14 protein-coding genes are annotated in these 15,551 nt (G+C 64.4%); 3 read left to right on the top strand and 11 right to left on the bottom strand.

What is annotated here, in order from left to right; all coding sequences use genetic code 11:
- Positions 1-25 precede the first annotated feature (25 nt).
- The 10 genes from OKW29_RS37685 to OKW29_RS37640 all read right to left on the bottom strand — a co-directional run bounded on the left by OKW29_RS37685 (position 26) and on the right by OKW29_RS37640 (position 11,201).
- A complete protein-coding gene (locus tag OKW29_RS37685) occupies positions 26-682 on the bottom strand; it encodes a DUF502 domain-containing protein (protein ID WP_184027136.1) in 657 nt (218 codons plus the stop codon).
- A 75-nt stretch (positions 683-757) separates the two neighbouring features.
- Positions 758-1,075, bottom strand: coding sequence for an FmdB family zinc ribbon protein (locus OKW29_RS37680; protein ID WP_018419399.1), 318 nt, complete (start codon positions 1,073-1,075; stop codon positions 758-760).
- A 173-nt stretch (positions 1,076-1,248) separates the two neighbouring features.
- On the bottom strand, positions 1,249-1,869 hold the full coding sequence (locus OKW29_RS37675) for a thiopurine S-methyltransferase (protein ID WP_429294478.1): 621 nt from the start codon (positions 1,867-1,869) through the stop codon (positions 1,249-1,251).
- A gap of 6 nt (positions 1,870-1,875) precedes the next feature.
- Complete coding sequence (gene ubiB / locus OKW29_RS37670; RefSeq protein WP_187627271.1) at positions 1,876-3,453, bottom strand: ubiquinone biosynthesis regulatory protein kinase UbiB; 1,578 nt, start codon at positions 3,451-3,453, stop codon at positions 1,876-1,878.
- Positions 3,454-3,468: 15 nt separating this feature from the next.
- A complete protein-coding gene (locus OKW29_RS37665) occupies positions 3,469-4,113 on the bottom strand; it encodes a ubiquinone biosynthesis accessory factor UbiJ (protein ID WP_429294477.1) in 645 nt (214 codons plus the stop codon).
- A 174-nt stretch (positions 4,114-4,287) separates the two neighbouring features.
- Positions 4,288-5,286, bottom strand: coding sequence for a Tim44 domain-containing protein (locus tag OKW29_RS37660; RefSeq protein WP_184067109.1), 999 nt, complete (start codon positions 5,284-5,286; stop codon positions 4,288-4,290).
- A 37-nt stretch (positions 5,287-5,323) separates the two neighbouring features.
- Positions 5,324-6,055, bottom strand: a complete 732-nt coding sequence (ubiE, locus tag OKW29_RS37655; protein ID WP_090802995.1) for a bifunctional demethylmenaquinone methyltransferase/2-methoxy-6-polyprenyl-1,4-benzoquinol methylase UbiE — start codon at positions 6,053-6,055, stop codon at positions 5,324-5,326.
- Positions 6,056-6,121: 66 nt separating this feature from the next.
- Positions 6,122-6,535 carry a gamma-butyrobetaine hydroxylase-like domain-containing protein gene (locus OKW29_RS37650; protein ID WP_018419393.1) on the bottom strand — a complete coding sequence of 138 codons (414 nt, stop codon included), beginning with the start codon at positions 6,533-6,535 and terminating at the stop codon, positions 6,122-6,124.
- Positions 6,536-6,632: 97 nt separating this feature from the next.
- Positions 6,633-7,061 (bottom strand): HIT family protein, encoded by a 429-nt coding sequence (locus OKW29_RS37645; protein WP_013088371.1) that lies wholly within the window; start codon positions 7,059-7,061, stop codon positions 6,633-6,635.
- A 33-nt stretch (positions 7,062-7,094) separates the two neighbouring features.
- A complete protein-coding gene (locus OKW29_RS37640) occupies positions 7,095-11,201 on the bottom strand; it encodes a DUF3683 domain-containing protein (protein ID WP_429294476.1) in 4,107 nt (1,368 codons plus the stop codon).
- Positions 11,202-11,703: 502 nt separating this feature from the next.
- Here OKW29_RS37640 and ilvA point away from each other — a divergent pair.
- From ilvA to queF, 3 genes are read left to right on the top strand one after another with little or no spacing between them, the layout of a single operon-like run.
- Positions 11,704-13,269 (top strand): threonine ammonia-lyase, biosynthetic, encoded by a 1,566-nt coding sequence (gene ilvA / locus OKW29_RS37635; RefSeq protein WP_429295002.1) that lies wholly within the window; start codon positions 11,704-11,706, stop codon positions 13,267-13,269.
- Between the two features lie 23 nt (positions 13,270-13,292).
- Positions 13,293-14,195, top strand: a complete 903-nt coding sequence (locus tag OKW29_RS37630; RefSeq protein ID WP_184067104.1) for a 5'-nucleotidase — start codon at positions 13,293-13,295, stop codon at positions 14,193-14,195.
- The gene (gene queF / locus OKW29_RS37625) at positions 14,192-15,016 is read left to right on the top strand and encodes an NADPH-dependent 7-cyano-7-deazaguanine reductase QueF (RefSeq protein ID WP_429294475.1); all 825 of its coding nucleotides are present in this window, start codon (positions 14,192-14,194) and stop codon (positions 15,014-15,016) included. The genes OKW29_RS37630 and queF overlap by 4 nt, the downstream gene beginning before the upstream one ends.
- Positions 15,017-15,109: 93 nt before the next feature.
- On the opposite strand, the gene OKW29_RS37620 is transcribed toward queF, so the two are convergent.
- On the bottom strand, positions 15,110-15,496 hold the full coding sequence (locus OKW29_RS37620; RefSeq protein WP_008923846.1) for a RidA family protein: 387 nt from the start codon (positions 15,494-15,496) through the stop codon (positions 15,110-15,112).
- Positions 15,497-15,551: the final 55 nt, after the last annotated feature.

The raw sequence follows: 15,551 nt of genomic DNA, 5'->3' as shown, positions 1-15,551 counted from the left end.
CTGCAAGAAGCGTTGCGCGCCGGCATTAGAGCGGGGGCTCGACGGTGGCGCGGCGCACCGGCGCCGGCTGCGGCGCGGACGGCGCCACGACGCCCATCGAGACAATGTACTTGAGCGCAGCGTCGACCGTCATGTCGAGCTCGATCACTTCGCTTTTCGGCACCATCAGGAAGAAGCCGGACGTCGGGTTCGGCGTGGTCGGCACGTATACGCTGACGTAATCTTCCTTCAGATGGTTGGCCACGTCGCCGCCCGGGATGCCGGTCAGAAACGCGATCGTATAGGACCCGCGGCGCGGGTACTCGATCAGCAGCGCCTTGCGGAATGCATTGCCACTGCTCGACAGCAGCGTGTCGGACACCTGCTTCACGCTGGTGTAGAGCGGGCCGACCACCGGAATGTGCGCGACCAGCAGTTCCCACCACTTCACGAGCTTCTGCCCAATGAAGTTCTGCGTCAACAGCCCGACGACGAAGATGAACGCGAGCGTGAGCACCGCGCCGAGGCCCGGCAAGCGATAGCCGATCGTGCGTTCCGGCTGCCACGAGGTAGGCAGCAGCAACAGCGTCTGGTCCATCGTGCCGATGACCAGGCCGAGCACCCACAGTGTGATGGCCAGAGGCACCAGCACCAGCAGGCCGGTCAGAAACACCGATTTGAGCGTGAATTTCTTCGTCGTCATGTGTACCGCCAGAAAGCTGCGCGGGCCGAAGCCCATGCGCGGTAGATACGCCGCCCGCGCGGGGCGGCAGTCCCACTAGGCGCTGCCGGAACCGCTCGGGCTCGTGGCGGCGGGCGCTGCGGCGGGCGCCGCGGGCGCGGCAGCCGATGCAGCCGGGGCAGCGGCTGCGGCCGGCTCGGACTTCGCTTCCGACGCAGCTGGCGCGCTCGTGCTGCCGCGGAAATCGGTCACGTACCAGCCGGAGCCTTTCAACTGGAAGCCGGCGGCCGTGAGTTGTTTGCTAAAGGTGTCTTTTCCGCACTCGGGACACTGCGTCAACTGGGGGTCGCTCATCTTCTGGAGCACGTCCTTCCCGAAACCGCATGACCCGCAACGATAAGCGTAGATCGGCATGATCCTTTCTTACTCCAAATCCCTACTGAAATCTTGTAAACGCTTGCAAAGCCTTGAATTATAGCCGCAAACGATGTCCGTTCCCCGGATTTCGGGAAGCGGACGCACGACGCGCCCGCCACCGCGCCAAATGGGGACGACCCCCGGACCTCTCAAGAGCGGCGCGCGTGGCGTTAGCCGCGACGCCGCCAGGTGAGCCAGCGCTCGCGTCCGGCAAATACGGCGATCGAGTCGTCGACCGCTTCGTCTTCGACCAGCTCGAAGTGTGGCGTGAGCAGCGCATCGAGCTCGCCGCGTTCGATGCCGAACGGCGGTCCTTTCGGTGTCGCGCCGATGAAAAAGATGCCCGCCAGCAACCCGCCGGCCGGCAGCAGTTCGCCCATGCGCTGCGCGTAGTCGGCGCGGCGCGCCGGCGGCAGCGCGCAGAAGAATGCGCGCTCATAGATCCATGCCGGTGCGAACGGTGGCGCATAGGTGAAGAAATCCGCCTGTTCGACCAGCGATGCATGCGCGCCGAGCTGCTCGCGTGCCGCCGCCACGGCGGCACGCGAGAAGTCGATCGCGCGTACCGGGTTGCCCTGGCGCACGAGCCATACCGCTTCGTGCGCGCTGCCGCAGCCTGGAATCAGCACGGCCACGTCGCGGCGCCGTTCGGCGAACGCGCGAAACGCGGACGGCACGCCCGCCTGATCCCACGGCGTGAAATGGCGCTCGAAGCGTTCGTCCCAGAACTCGGGCGAGTCGGGATCGCGGGTTGCGAAATCGGGCGCGGCGGGTTGGGTCGGATCGCTCATCGGAATCTAACCTCCATAAGCCAGTACCAGGAACGCACGCGCCAGCATCGCGCCGACGCCGACCGCCACGCCGAACAGCAGCAGGCCTTGCAGCAGACGGTTGGTGCGCTTTTGCTCGAGCAGGATCTGGCGGATCACGTCGTCGTTCGCGCCGCCCACCGGGTGATGGCGCTCGGCCAGCATGTTATGGACGAGGCGCGGCAACTGCGGCAGCGTCTTGCTCCACTGCGGCGCCTCGATCTTCAGACGCTCGTACCAGCCGCGCAAGCCGATCTGCTCGTTCATCCAGCGCTCGAGATAGGGCTTCGCGGTCTTCCACAGATCCAGTTCGGGATCGAGCGAACGGCCTAGGCCTTCCACGTTCAGCATCGTCTTTTGCAGCAACACGAGCTGCGGCTGGATCTCGACGTTGAAGCGCCGCGACGTCGAGAACAGACGCATCAGCACCTGGCCGAGAGAAATGTCCTTCAGCGCGCGATCGAAATACGGTTCGCAGACCGCGCGGATCGCGCTTTCGAGCTCCTCGACACGGGTGGTCGGCGGCACCCAGCCCGACTCCAGATGCAGCGTCGCGACGCGATGGTAGTCGCGCTTGAAGAACGCGAGGAAGTTCTGCGCGAGGTAGTTTTTGTCGAAGTCCGACAACGCGCCGATGATGCCGAAGTCGAGCGCGATATAGCGGCCGAAGTGCGCGGGATCGAGGCTCACCTGGATGTTGCCGGGGTGCATGTCGGCGTGGAAAAAGCCGTCGCGGAACACCTGCGTGAAGAAAATTTCGACGCCCTCGCGCGCGAGCTTCGGGATGTCGACACCCGCCGCGCGCAACGTATCGACCTGGCTGATCGGCACGCCGACCATGCGCTCCATCACGAGCACCGTGGGCGTGCAGAACTCCCAGTACATCTCGGGCACGAGCAGCAGGTCGAGCCCCAGGAAGTTGCGCCGCAACTGGCTGCCGTTGGCGGCCTCGCGCATCAGGTCGAGTTCGTCGTGCAGGTATTTGTCGAATTCGGCGACCACCTCGCGCGGCTTCAGGCGCTTGCCGTCGGCCCACAGACGCTCGGCCCACACGGCGATGTCGCGCAACAGCGCGAGGTCGGAATCGATCACCGGCAGCATCTTGGGGCGCAGCACCTTCACCGCGACCGCCTTGCCCGCATGCTGGCCGGCCTTCACCTTCGCGAAGTGGACCTGTGCGATCGACGCGCTCGCGACCGGCACCCGCTCGAAATCGTCGAACAGCACGTCGACCGGCGCGCCGAGCGACTTCTCGACGAGCGCGATCGCGACCGCCGAATCGAACGGCGGCACCTGGTCTTGCAGCTTGGCAAGTTCGTTGGCGATATCGACCGGCAGCAGATCGCGACGGGTCGACAGCACCTGGCCGAACTTGACGAAGATCGGCCCGAGGCTTTCGAGCGCGAGCCGCAGACGCACGCCCGGCGGCGCATCGAACTTGCGACCAAGCGTCGTGATGCGCAGCAGCAGACGCACGCGCCGGTCGTTGATGCGGCTCAACATCATTTCGTCGAGGCCGAAGCGGATGACCGTGAAAAATATCTTGAGAAAACGCAGAAAACGCATGGCTGGGCCCGGTGACTAGCGCGTGCTGCGCGACGTGGCGGCGCCGCCCGGCGTTTGCGCGCCGCGGACTTCGACCTTCTGTTCGATGCGCTCGATGCGCTTTTCGACGCGCGCGAGCGAATCGCGCGCGCGCGCCAGCTCGAGGTTGAAGTCAGCGAGCGCGGTGCGCCGCACCAGTTGCGGATTTTCGTCGAGCAGGTACTCGGCGGCGGTGTCGAGCAGATTGCGACCGGTGCGCTGCACATGCTCGCCGACTGAGCGGACTAACGACGTGATGCGCCACGCGGGTCCATCACCGATCAGCTTCGCGAGATCTTCCTCCGGCTCCCAGCGCAGATGCTCGGCGAGCTTCGCAATCACGGTCGCGAACTCGGCGTCGCCCTCGATCTTCACGTGCTTCATCACCGCGGCCTGGCCACCTTGCAGGAAGGCCGGCAGTGCGTCGGACGGCACCGAGATCGTCACGTCGAACTGATGCGCATCGGCTTCGTCGAGCGTACCGAGATAGCCGTCGGGCTGCACGAGCAGCGCGAGCACAACCGGCGGACATGACAGGCGAGCGGTCTTGCCCGCGTACGGGGCGAGGCGCTCGCGGGCCCACGATTCGCGGGCGAGCAGATGATTGACAGCAGCAGCGAAGGGCTTGGCGGCGAGGGTCATCGAAGGTGGCAAGAAAAAACCCGCGCGAGCGAGGTGCTTGCGCGGGCTCCCATTGTAACGTCCGTTCGCTTCGCGGCCTGCTATGCCGAACGGCCTAAGCCATGCGCGAGGTCAGGAATCGCGATGCCGTGGCCGGCTCTTTTCGAGGCAAACGCGACTCGATGCTTCGGCATGTCAGTGTTGCTCGACCTGCTGGATGCCGGCAAGCAGCCAGCCTTCGCCAGTGCGGTTCGCCTTCGTCAGATTCCAGACTTCGACGAACGGCTCGGCCGCCGCGCCCGGCTCCTCGCGGATCAAACCGGAGAAGCGCACGCTCGCGAAGGATTCGTTCGCGCGCTCCTCGACGCCGAGCAGCTCGGCGTTCAACTGCACGACGTCGGTCTGGCTCGGCTGCGTGCCGCGCGACGCGAGATCGACGCGCACTTCGGCGAACATTTCCGGCGTCGTGAATTCGCGGATGTCCTCGACGTTGCCGACGTCCCACGCGGCCTGCAGGCGCACGAAGTACACCTTTGCGTTACGCAGAAACGCTTCCGAATCGAAGCCGGGCGGCACCGACGGCGTCGCGCCGAGCGATGGCGTGGTCAACGGGTTGCCCTGCGGTTCGAGATACGAGCCGGTGGGCGGCGCCGTGTAACGCGGCTCCTGAATATAGTCGGTGCCTTTCGTGTTCAGCGACGGCGCCGTGCCCGCGTAGGCAGGCTGCGCCGCATTGCGCTTACGGCCGGTGAAGCGGCGGATGAGCCAGATCACCACAATCGCGATCAACGCGATCACGATCACGTTCGCGAGCATGCCGGCGAACGCCTCGCCGAGCCCGAAATGCGACAGCAATGCGGCGATGCCGAGACCGGCCGCGAGACCGGCGATCGGCCCGAGCCAGCGATTGCGGTTCGGCGCGGCGGGCGGCGTGGGCTTAGTCGCAGGCGCCGCCTGCGCGCTCTGCTGCGTGGCCTGATTGTTCTGCGCCGGCTGGGACGGCGGCGGCGTCTGGCGCTGCTGCAGACTGTTCGATTGACGGCCGAAGCTGCGGCCTCCGCCCAGGCGGCGTGCTTCGGCGTCGAGAGAGGCAAGCGTGCCGGCCATCAGCAGACCGACCATCGCGATCAGTCCGATTCTTCTCGCCAGCGCCCCCTTAACCTTACGAGTAGATAACAAATTCGAATCGGACATTTCGCACTTTCCTTTAAAAATCGATGGGTTAGGGACTCTAGTATTTGGTCCCCACATGCAAAGCTACCACGCCAGCTGACAAATTGTAATATTTGACGCCGTCGAGACCAGCTTGTTCCATCATAGTTTTCAAAGTTTCCTGGTCCGGATGCATGCGGATCGATTCCGCCAGGTACTGGTAGCTTTCCGCGTCCTTGGCGAAGCGCTCGCCGAGCCACGGTAACACCTTGAACGAATACAGATCGTAGACCTTCTTCAGCGGATCCCATACCTTCGAGAACTCGAGCACGAGCAGCCGCCCGGCCGGTTTCAGCACACGACGCATCTCGGCAAGCGCGATGTCCTTATGTGTCATGTTGCGCAAGCCGAACGCGACCGTCACGACGTCGAAGTAGTTGTCCGGAAACGGGATTTTCTCGGCATCGCACAGCAGCGCCGGCGTGATGATGCCCTTGTCGAGCAGCCGGTCGCGGCCCACGCGTAGCATCGATTCGTTGATGTCGGTATGCCAGACCTCGCCCGTTTCGCCCGCCTGTTTCGCAAATGCTTTCGACAGGTCGCCCGTGCCGCCCGCGATGTCGAGCACCTTGTAGCCCGGCCGCACGTTCGCCTGGGCGATCGTGAACACCTTCCACGCCCGGTGCAATCCGCCCGACATCAGGTCGTTCATCAGGTCGTAGTTGGCGGCCACCGAGTGGAACACCCCCGCCACCTTCTGCGCCTTGTCCTGTTCGTCGACCGATTGAAAGCCGAAGTGGGTTTTGCTCATCGCGCTCGTCCTTTCGCGTGTTCTTGAATGTTGCGCCGCTCGAGCGGCGTTCGGGGGCGAATCGTATCAGTGACAGTGCCCGTGCGCAGCCGCGGCGGGCACCATCGGCGTGTCGCGGTCGATGCCGGCCGCTGCCAGTTTGGCGAGATACGCGCGCCAGAGTTCATCCTGACGCACGGCCATGTCATACAGCAGGTCCCACGAGTAGATACCGGTGGCGTGTCCATCGGAGAAGGTCGGCTGCAGCGCGTAATTGCCGACGCCTTCGATCATCGTGATCGTCACGTCGCGCTTGCCGGTCTGCAGGGTTTCCTGACCGGGCCCGTGGCCCATCACTTCCGCCGACGGCGAATACACGCGCAGCAGTTCGAACGGTAGCCGATACGCTTCGCCGTTCGCGTACTGCAGTTCGAGCACGCGCGACTTCGAATGCAAGATCACGCCTGTCGGCACCGGCGTCTCGGGAGTCAATCCGCTCATGTTGGCCTCATCAGATAACGGCGGGTGATAACGTCGGATCGGCCGCCTCGCACGCCGACGGCAGTCCGGCGATGCGCGGCGACGGGTTCAGCGACGCTCAGCCCAGCGCCTGTTCAATTTCCTGCCGCACGGCTTCGCGCAGCAGCGTGGCGTGCGCGCGGCGCGACGACAACATCGCTTCGGACACCGTGCGCTGGCGCGGCGCCCAGATCGGCAGGGGGAAATGCGCGTCGTTCGAGAAACGCGGAATCACGTGCCAGTGCACGTGCGGCACCTGGTTGCCGAGGCTCGCGAGATTGACCTTCGCGGGCTGCATCACGCGCCGCTGCGCACGCTCGACCGCGTACACGGCCTTCATCACGTGATCGCGCTCGTCGGCAGAAAGATCCGAAAACTCGGCGACGTGAGCGTTCCAGATGACCCGGCAAAAGCCTGGGTAGTCGTGTTCGTCGGCGAGGACGACTCGCAGCGCGTCGTCCTGCCACAGCACATCGCCGCCGTCTTCACGGCAAAAAACGCAGTCCATCGTCGTCCTCGGCAAAAATCGTTGATCGTGCCATTAAACCAGCACGCGCTCGATTCCGCCATTGTTCGCCCGTTGAACGTAGTCCGCCATCCAGTTTTCGCCGAGCACGTGACGTGCCATCTCGACCACGATGTAGTCCGCCTCGGTACCCGCGTCTTCGTTGTAGCGCGACAGCCCTTGCAGGCACGACGGGCAACTCGTGAGGATCTTGACGTCGGTCGAACCCGCGTTTCCGTGCTTGGGCTGCGGACCGTCGCCGGCCTTCAGCACCGAACCGTTCGGCGCGCCCGCGGCGCCGGCCGATGCATTGGCCGGATTGATCGCATTCGCGCCCGCTTCGGCGACGAGAGGGATGCCGCGCAGCTTCGCCGCGCCCTTGCGGATCTCTTCTTCCTTGCGGAAGCGCACCTGGGTCGAGATGTCGGGACGCGTGACCGCGAGCGTGCCCGATTCGCCGCAGCAGCGGTCGTTCTTCTCGATCTTGTAGCCGTCCTGCTCCGAACCCATCAGCTGATTGACGAGCTTGACCGGGTCCATCGTCTTGATCGGCGAATGGCACGGGTCGTGGTACATGTAGCGCACGCCGTTCACGCCATCGAGCTTGATGCCTTTTTCCAGCAGATACTCGTGGATGTCGATGATCCGGCAGCCCGGGAAGATCTTTTCGAATTCGTAACCGGCGAGCTGGTCGTAGCACGTGCCGCACGACACCACCACCGTCTTGATGTCGAGGTAGTTCAGCGTATTGGCGACGCGGTGGAACAGCACGCGGTTGTCGGTGACGATCTGCTCGGCTTTGTCGTACTGGCCCGAGCCGCGCTGCGGATAGCCACAGCACAGATAACCCGGCGGCAGCACGGTCTGCACGCCCGCCTCCCACAGCATTGCCTGGGTCGCGAGACCAACCTGCGAGAACAGCCGCTCGGAGCCGCAGCCCGGGAAGTAGAACACCGCTTCGGTGTCGGCGGTGGTCGTCTTCGGATTGCGGATGATCGGGACGATCTTGTTGTCCTCGATATCGAGCAAGGCGCGCGCGGTCTTCTTCGGCAGGTTGCCCGGCATCTTCTTGTTCATGAAGTGGATCACCTGCTGCGTGATCACCGGCTTGCCCACCGTGGCGGGCGGATGCGCGGTCTGCTTCTTCGCGAACTTCTTCAGCAGTTCGTTGCCGAGACGCTGCGCCTTGTAGCCGACGCCCATCATCGCGGTGCGCGCGAGGTTGATGGTCTGCGGATTCGTCGCGTTCAGGAAGAACATGCCCGCCGCGTTGCCTGCGTTGAACTTCTTCTTGCCCATCTTGCGCAACAGGTTGCGCATGTTCATCGTCACGTCGCCGAAATCGATCTTCACCGGGCACGGTGTCACGCACTTGTGGCAGACGGTGCAGTGATCGGCGACGTCGTTGAATTCGTCCCAGTGCTTGATCGACACACCGCGGCGCGTCTGCTCTTCGTACAGGAACGCCTCGACCAGCAAGGAGGTAGCAAGAATCTTGTTGCGCGGGCTGTACAGCAGGTTCGCGCGCGGCACGTGCGTCGCGCAGACGGGCTTGCACTTGCCGCAGCGCAGGCAGTCCTTGATCGACTCGGAAATCGCGCCGATATCGGACTGCTGCATGATCAGCGATTCGTAGCCCATCAGGCCGAAGCTCGGCGTGTACGCGTTGCGCAGGTCCGCGCCTTCGAGCAGCTTGCCCGCGTTGAAGCGGCCATGCGGATCGACGCGCTGCTTGTACTTGCGGAATTCGCCGATCTCGTCGTCGGTCAGGAATTCGAGCTTCGTGATGCCGATGCCGTGCTCGCCGGAGATCACACCGTCGAGCGAACGCGCGAGCTTCATGATGCGCGCGACCGCCGTGTGCGCGTCCTGCAGCATCTCGTAGTTATCGGAGTTGACCGGCAGGTTCGTGTGGACGTTGCCGTCGCCCGCGTGCATGTGCAGCGCGACGAACACGCGCCCGCGCAGCACCTGCTTGTGGATCGCCTGGGCTTCGTCGAGGATCGGCTTGAACTCGCCGCCGTTGAAAATCTGCCGCAATTCGGCGCGGATTTCCTGCTTCCACGACACACGAATCGTGCGGTCCTGCGCGAGATGGAATACGTTTGCGTCGGGTTGCGCGTCGACGCGGTCGGCGAACTTTTCGGCGAGCGACTCGTAGCCGAGGCCGACCAGGTAGTGCTGCGCCTCGCGCAGCGACAGGTCGAGCTTGCCGCGCACGAATTCCCAGCGCGTGCGCACACGCGCGAGTAGATCGAGCGCCTGCTGCACGCGGTCTTCGAGCAGCTCGGCGCTCGGGATTTCGTTCGCGTCGTCGCTCTTGCCGAGCGGCAGCTTGCCGCCCTGGAAGAACGCTTCGAGCGCGTCGACCAGTTGCAGCTTGTTCTTCAGCGACAGCTCGATGTTGATGCGTTCGATGCCGTCCGTGTATTCGCCCATGCGGTCGAGCGGAATCACGACGTCTTCGTTGATCTTGAACGCGTTGGTGTGCTTTGCGATCGCGGCCGTACGGCTGCGGTCGAGCCAGAAGCGCTTGCGGGCCTCGGCGCTGACGGCGACGAAACCTTCGCCGCTCTTGCCGTTGGCCATGCGCACGACTTCCGAGGTGGCCTGCGCGACCGCGTCCGCGTCGTTACCGACGATATCGCCGATCAGCACCATCTTCGGAAACGCGTTGCGTTTGCTCTTGGTCGCATAGCCGACCGCGCGCAGATAGCGCTCGTCAAGATGCTCGAGACCCGCGAGAATCGCGCCGCCCTGGCGCGAGGTCTCGAACAGGTAGTCCTTGATTTCGACGATGCTCGGAATCGCCTCGCGCGCCTGGCCGAAGAACTCGAGACAGACGGTGCGCGTATGCGCAGGCATCTTGTGCAGCACCCAGCGCGCGGACGTGATGAGGCCGTCGCAGCCCTCCTTCTGCACGCCCGGCAGACCGGCGAGGAATTTGTCGGTGACGTCCTTGCCGAGGCCTTCCTTGCGGAACACGCGGCCCTTGATGTCCAGCGCTTCGGTGCGCAGCAGCTTCTCGCCCGGCGCGTAGTTGCCGTCGAACCATTTGAGCTCGAAACGCGCGACTTCGATGTCGTGGATCTTGCCCATGTTGTGCTCGAGACGCGTGACTTCGAGCCAGTTCCCTTCCGGGTCGACCATGCGCCACCACGCGAGGTTGTCGAGCGCCGTGCCCCACAGCACCGCCTTCTTGCCACCCGCGTTCATCGCGACGTTGCCGCCGACGCAGGACGCGTCGAGCGAGGTCGGGTCGACCGCGAACACGAAGCCGGCCTGCTCGGCCGCTTCGGTCACGCGGCGCGTGACGACGCCCGCGCCCGAGAAAATCGTCGCGACCTTGCGATCGACACCCGGCAGCTGGGTCATTTCGACCGGGCCGAGCTGTTCGAGCTTTTCGGTGTTGATGACGGCCGAGAACGGCGTGAGCGGCACCGCGCCGCCCGTGTAGCCGGTGCCGCCGCCGCGCGGAATCACCGTCAGGCCGAGTTCGAAGCAGGCCTTGATCATGCCGGCGATTTCGGCCTCGGAGTCCGGCGTCAGCACGACGAACGGGTATTCGACGCGCCAGTCGGTCGCGTCGGTCACGTGCGAGACGCGCGACAGGCCGTCGAACTTGATGTTGTCTTTCTGCGTGACCTTGCCGAGCACGCGCGTAGAACGGCGGCGCAGGTCGTAGGTCTGCTGGAATTCGCTGGCGAACTGGTCGATCGCGCGGCGCGCGGCCTGCACCAGCTTTTCGACGCGCGCGGCGCGCTCGATGCCGGCTTCGTCGCCGTGTTCGCGCAGATCGGCGCGGCGGCGCTTCTCGATTTCGGCGAGACGGTGATTGAGCGCCTCGATCAGAAGCGCGCGGCGCTTCGGATTGTCGAGCAGGTCGTCCTGCAGATACGGATTGCGGCGCACGACCCAGATATCGCCGAGCACTTCGTACAGCATGCGCGCCGAGCGGCCGGTACGGCGTTCAGCGCGCAGTTCGGCGAGCGCGTCCCAGGCGTCGTTGCCGAGCAGGCGGATGACGATTTCGCGGTCGGAGAACGACGTGTAGTTGTAGGGAATTTCGCGCAGACGCGCTTCGGGATCGGCGGCCACCGCGCCGGCGGCGCCGTGCGGATCGAAAACTTGAGGTGCGTTCATGGTTGGACGACTCGGTAGGTCAGCCTGGCGCACTCGTCACGAGGCGTCGGCGGACAATGCGCGTGGGGCGCAATGCTTGAAATCTTCTAGGGCTTCAAGGGGAGCGAGCACGACCGGCGGCCAACTCACGGCAGTCGCTTCGCGGCACTCAGAGACAGCTACACGATCGCGCGTGGCGGACATGCCGTTCCGCCGCGGGGAAGGATTCGCGCGGGACGGGCATTAAATGGGCGATCCGAGGCTGCCAGTGCATCTTCCGATCCTTATTCCAAAACGAAATTCTACCGCATCATTCCGCCACGCGTTGACGGTGGGAATCGGGCGGCGGCGGGGGTTCGGAGGTTTTGGCGATGGATCCGGCGGCGTTTTCGCATACCGCCCATTGACCGGCCGGACGGTTGGGCGAGCTTCGATCGCGCGATTCCGATACGGCCCGGTTAAGTGCACGGCACCCGTCCGCGGAGCGCGCCGAACGGCCAGAGCGGGCACCGTTGGCGCTATTATTGACGTCTTCCCGTTTTACACAGCGCACCGCGCCACCCGCATGGCCTCCCACGACTACCTGAAAAAGACCCTGACCGCGCGCGTCTACGACGTGGCGCGCGAGACCGAACTCGAACGCGCGCCGAACCTGTCGGCGCGGCTGCGCAACCCGGTCTATCTGAAGCGCGAGGACAACCAGCCGGTGTTCTCGTTCAAGCTGCGCGGCGCATACAACAAGATGGCGCATATTCCGGCCGAGGCGCTCAGTCGCGGCGTGATCACCGCGTCGGCGGGCAATCATGCGCAGGGCGTGGCGTTATCGGCGGCACGCATGGGCGTGAAGGCGATCATCGTCGTGCCGGTGACGACGCCGCAGCTCAAGGTCGACGCGATCCGCACGCATGGCGGGCCGACCGTCGAGATCGTGCAGTTCGGTGAGTCGTATAGCGACGCCTATGGTCACGCGGTCAAGCTGCAGGAAGAGCGCGGCCTGACTTTCGTGCATCCGTTCGACGATCCGTACGTGATCGCGGGCCAGGGCACCGTCGCGATGGAAATCCTCAGCCAGCACCAGGGGCCGATTCACGCGATCTTCGTGCCGATCGGCGGCGGCGGTCTCGCGGCCGGTGTCGCCGCATACGTGAAATCGGTGCGCCCCGAGATCAAGGTGATCGGCGTGCAGACCGATGATTCATGCGCGATGGCCGCGTCGTTGCAGGCGGGCGAGCGTGTGACGCTGAACGAAGTGGGCCTGTTCTCCGACGGCACCGCGGTGAAGCTCGTCGGCGAAGAGACCTTCCGTCTGTGCCGCGAATATCTCGACGAAGTGCTGCTCGTGAACACCGATGCGCTGTGCGCCGCGATCAAGGACGTGTTCCAGGACACGCGCAGCGTGCTCGAACCGGCGGGCTCGCTCGCGGTGGCCGGCGCCAAGCAGTATGCCGAACGGGAAGGCATCGAGAACCAGACGCTGATCGCGATCACGTCGGGCGCGAACATGAACTTCGACCGCATGCGCTTCGTCGCCGAACGCGCGGAAGTAGGCGAAGCGCGCGAAGCGGTCTTCGCGGTGACGATCCCCGAAGAGCGCGGCAGCTTCAGGCGCTTCTGCGAGCTGCTCGGCACGCGCAGCGTCACCGAGTTCAACTACCGGATCGCCGACGCGAACTCGGCGCATATTTTCGTCGGCGTGCAGATCCGCAATCGCAGCGAATCGGCGCAGATCGCCGGCGCCTTCGAAGCGCACGGTTTTGCCACCGTCGACCTGACCTTCGACGAACTGTCGAAGCAGCACATCCGCTACATGGTCGGCGGCCGCTCGCCGCTCGCGCGCGACGAACGACTGTTTCGCTTCGAGTTTCCGGAACGTCCGGGCGCGCTGATGAAATTCCTGTCGTCGATGGCGCCGAACTGGAACATCAGCCTGTTCCACTACCGCAACCAGGGCGCGGACTACAGCTCGATTCTGGTCGGCATTCAGGTGCCCGGAAGCGACCACGCGGCGTTCGAGCGCTTCATCGAAACGCTCGGCTATCCGTGCTGGGAAGAGACGAAAAATCCGGTCTATCGTCTCTTCCTCGCCTGATCTCTTCGAACCGGAACGCAACGATGGCGCTTTCGCTCGTCGACAAACTGGTGGTCGCAATCTCGTCGCGCGCACTGTTCGACTTCGAGGAAGAGAACCGTGTCTACGAGGCCGGCGACCTGAAGGCTTACGAAGCGTTGCAGCGCGAGCGTCTGAACGTGCCCGCGAAACCGGGCGTGGCGTTTCCGCTGATCCGCAAGCTGCTTGCGCTGAACGCCGGCGATCATCGCGTCGAAGTGGTGATCCTGTCGCGCAGCGATCCGATCAGCGGTCTGCGCGCGTTTCATTCCTGCCGCGAACACGGGCTCGCGATCGAGCGCGGCGTGTTCACGCGCGGCCGCGCGCCGTTCGGTTATCTGAAGCCGCTGAACGCTTCGCTGTTTTTGTCGGCGAATCAGCACGACGTGCGCGATGCGCTCGCCGCTGGCTTCCCAGCCGCACGTGTGTTGCCGGAATCGGCGAAAATGGCGAGCAAATACCCGGACGAAATCCGCATTGCGTTCGACGGCGACGCGGTCTTGTTTTCCGACGAAGCGGAACGCATCTTCCAGCAAGACGGCCTGCGCGCGTTCGTCGGTCACGAGATCGACAACAAGCATCTGCCGCTCGCGGACGGTCCGCTCAAGCCGCTGCTCGAAGCACTCCACCGGCTGCAAAAACTCGCGGACGCGGCCGCGCCGATGCGCATTCGCACGGCGCTAGTGACGGCGCGCTCGGCGCCCGCGCATGAGCGCGCGATCCGCACCCTGATGGCATGGAACATCGAAATCGACGAAGCGATGTTCCTCGGCGGCCTCGACAAAAGCGCATTTCTGCGCGAGTTCGAGCCCGACTTTTTCTTCGACGACCAGATCGGCCACTGCGAATCGGCCCGCGTCGTAACCGCGACCGGGCACGTGCTGAGTGGCATCGTGAACGCATCATGACACCCGAACAATCCCCGCTCGGCAAGTCCTCGACTTACACCGAACAATACGATCCGACGCTGCTGTTTCCGATTGCGCGCAGCCATGCGCGCGAGGCGATCGGCATTACCGCGCGACTGCCGTTTTTCGGCACCGACATCTGGAACGCCTACGAGCTGTCGTGGCTGAACGCGCGCGGCAAGCCGCAGATCGCCGTCGCGACGTTCTTCGTGCCGGCCGACTCGCCGAACATCGTCGAGTCGAAATCGTTCAAGCTGTATCTGGGCTCGTTCGCGCAGACTGCGTTCGACTCGGCCGAGAGCGTGCGCGACACGATCAGGCGCGACGTGTCCGCGTCGTGCGGCGCGACCGTGTCGGTACATCTGAGCACACCGCACGAATTCGGCAAGCTGAAAATGGAAGAATTCGACGGCCTGTCGCTCGACCGGCTCGAACTCGAGGCGAGCGTCTATCAGCCGGACGCGTCACTTTTGAGCGCGGCGCGCGACGAAGCGCCGGTCGAGGAAACGCTGTTCTCGAACCTGCTGAAGTCGAACTGCCCGGTGACCGGTCAGCCGGACTGGGGCAGCGTGCAGATCCACTACGCCGGCCCGCAGATCGATCACGCGGGCCTCTTGCGATACGTCATCTCGTACCGCAATCACACCGGGTTTCATGAGCAATGCGTCGAGCGAATCTTCGTCGACATCATGAAGATGTGCAAACCGCTGAAGCTCGCCGTGTATGCGCGCTACACGCGTCGCGGCGGGCTCGACATCAACCCGTTCCGCACCAACTACAACCTGCCGATGCCGGACAACATGCGGCTCGCGCGGCAGTAACTCCAACACAAAAAAACAGCGGTAAACGCGACGAGGGCGCCGCAGGCCATCACGACCTGCGGCGCCCTCGTCACATGAAAGCCATCAAAGCGATCAGGCCGCCGGCTTCTTATAAGCGACGCAATCCACCTCGACCTTGCAGTCGATCACCATCGACGACACCACGCACGCGCGCGCCGGCGGATTCTCGCCAAAATACTCGCGAAACACCTTGTTGAACGACGCGAAGTCGCGCGGATCGTCGAGCCACACGCCGCAACGCACGACGTGCTCGGCGCCATAGCCCGCTTCCTTCAGGATCGCGAACACGTTCTGGATCGCCTTGTGCGATTGCTCGACGATGCCGCCGTTGATCACTTCGCCGTTTTCCATCGGCGTCTGGCCCGACACGAACAGCCAGCCGTCCGCCTCGACCGCGCGCGCGAACGGCATCACCTGACCGCCCGTTCCCTTTCCGCCTTCCACGCCATATCGCTTCATCGTCACACTCCTTAAAAAGTCGGGCACGCGCGGCGCCTTCGCCGCGCGTGCCGCC

The organism is Paraburkholderia sp. CI3, assembly GCF_050436505.1.
In the GTDB taxonomy this organism is placed as follows: Bacteria; Pseudomonadota; Gammaproteobacteria; order Burkholderiales; family Burkholderiaceae; genus Paraburkholderia; species Paraburkholderia tuberum.
Note: the sequence above shows the minus strand (reverse complement) of the source record. Positions and strands in the feature narration are given on the sequence as shown.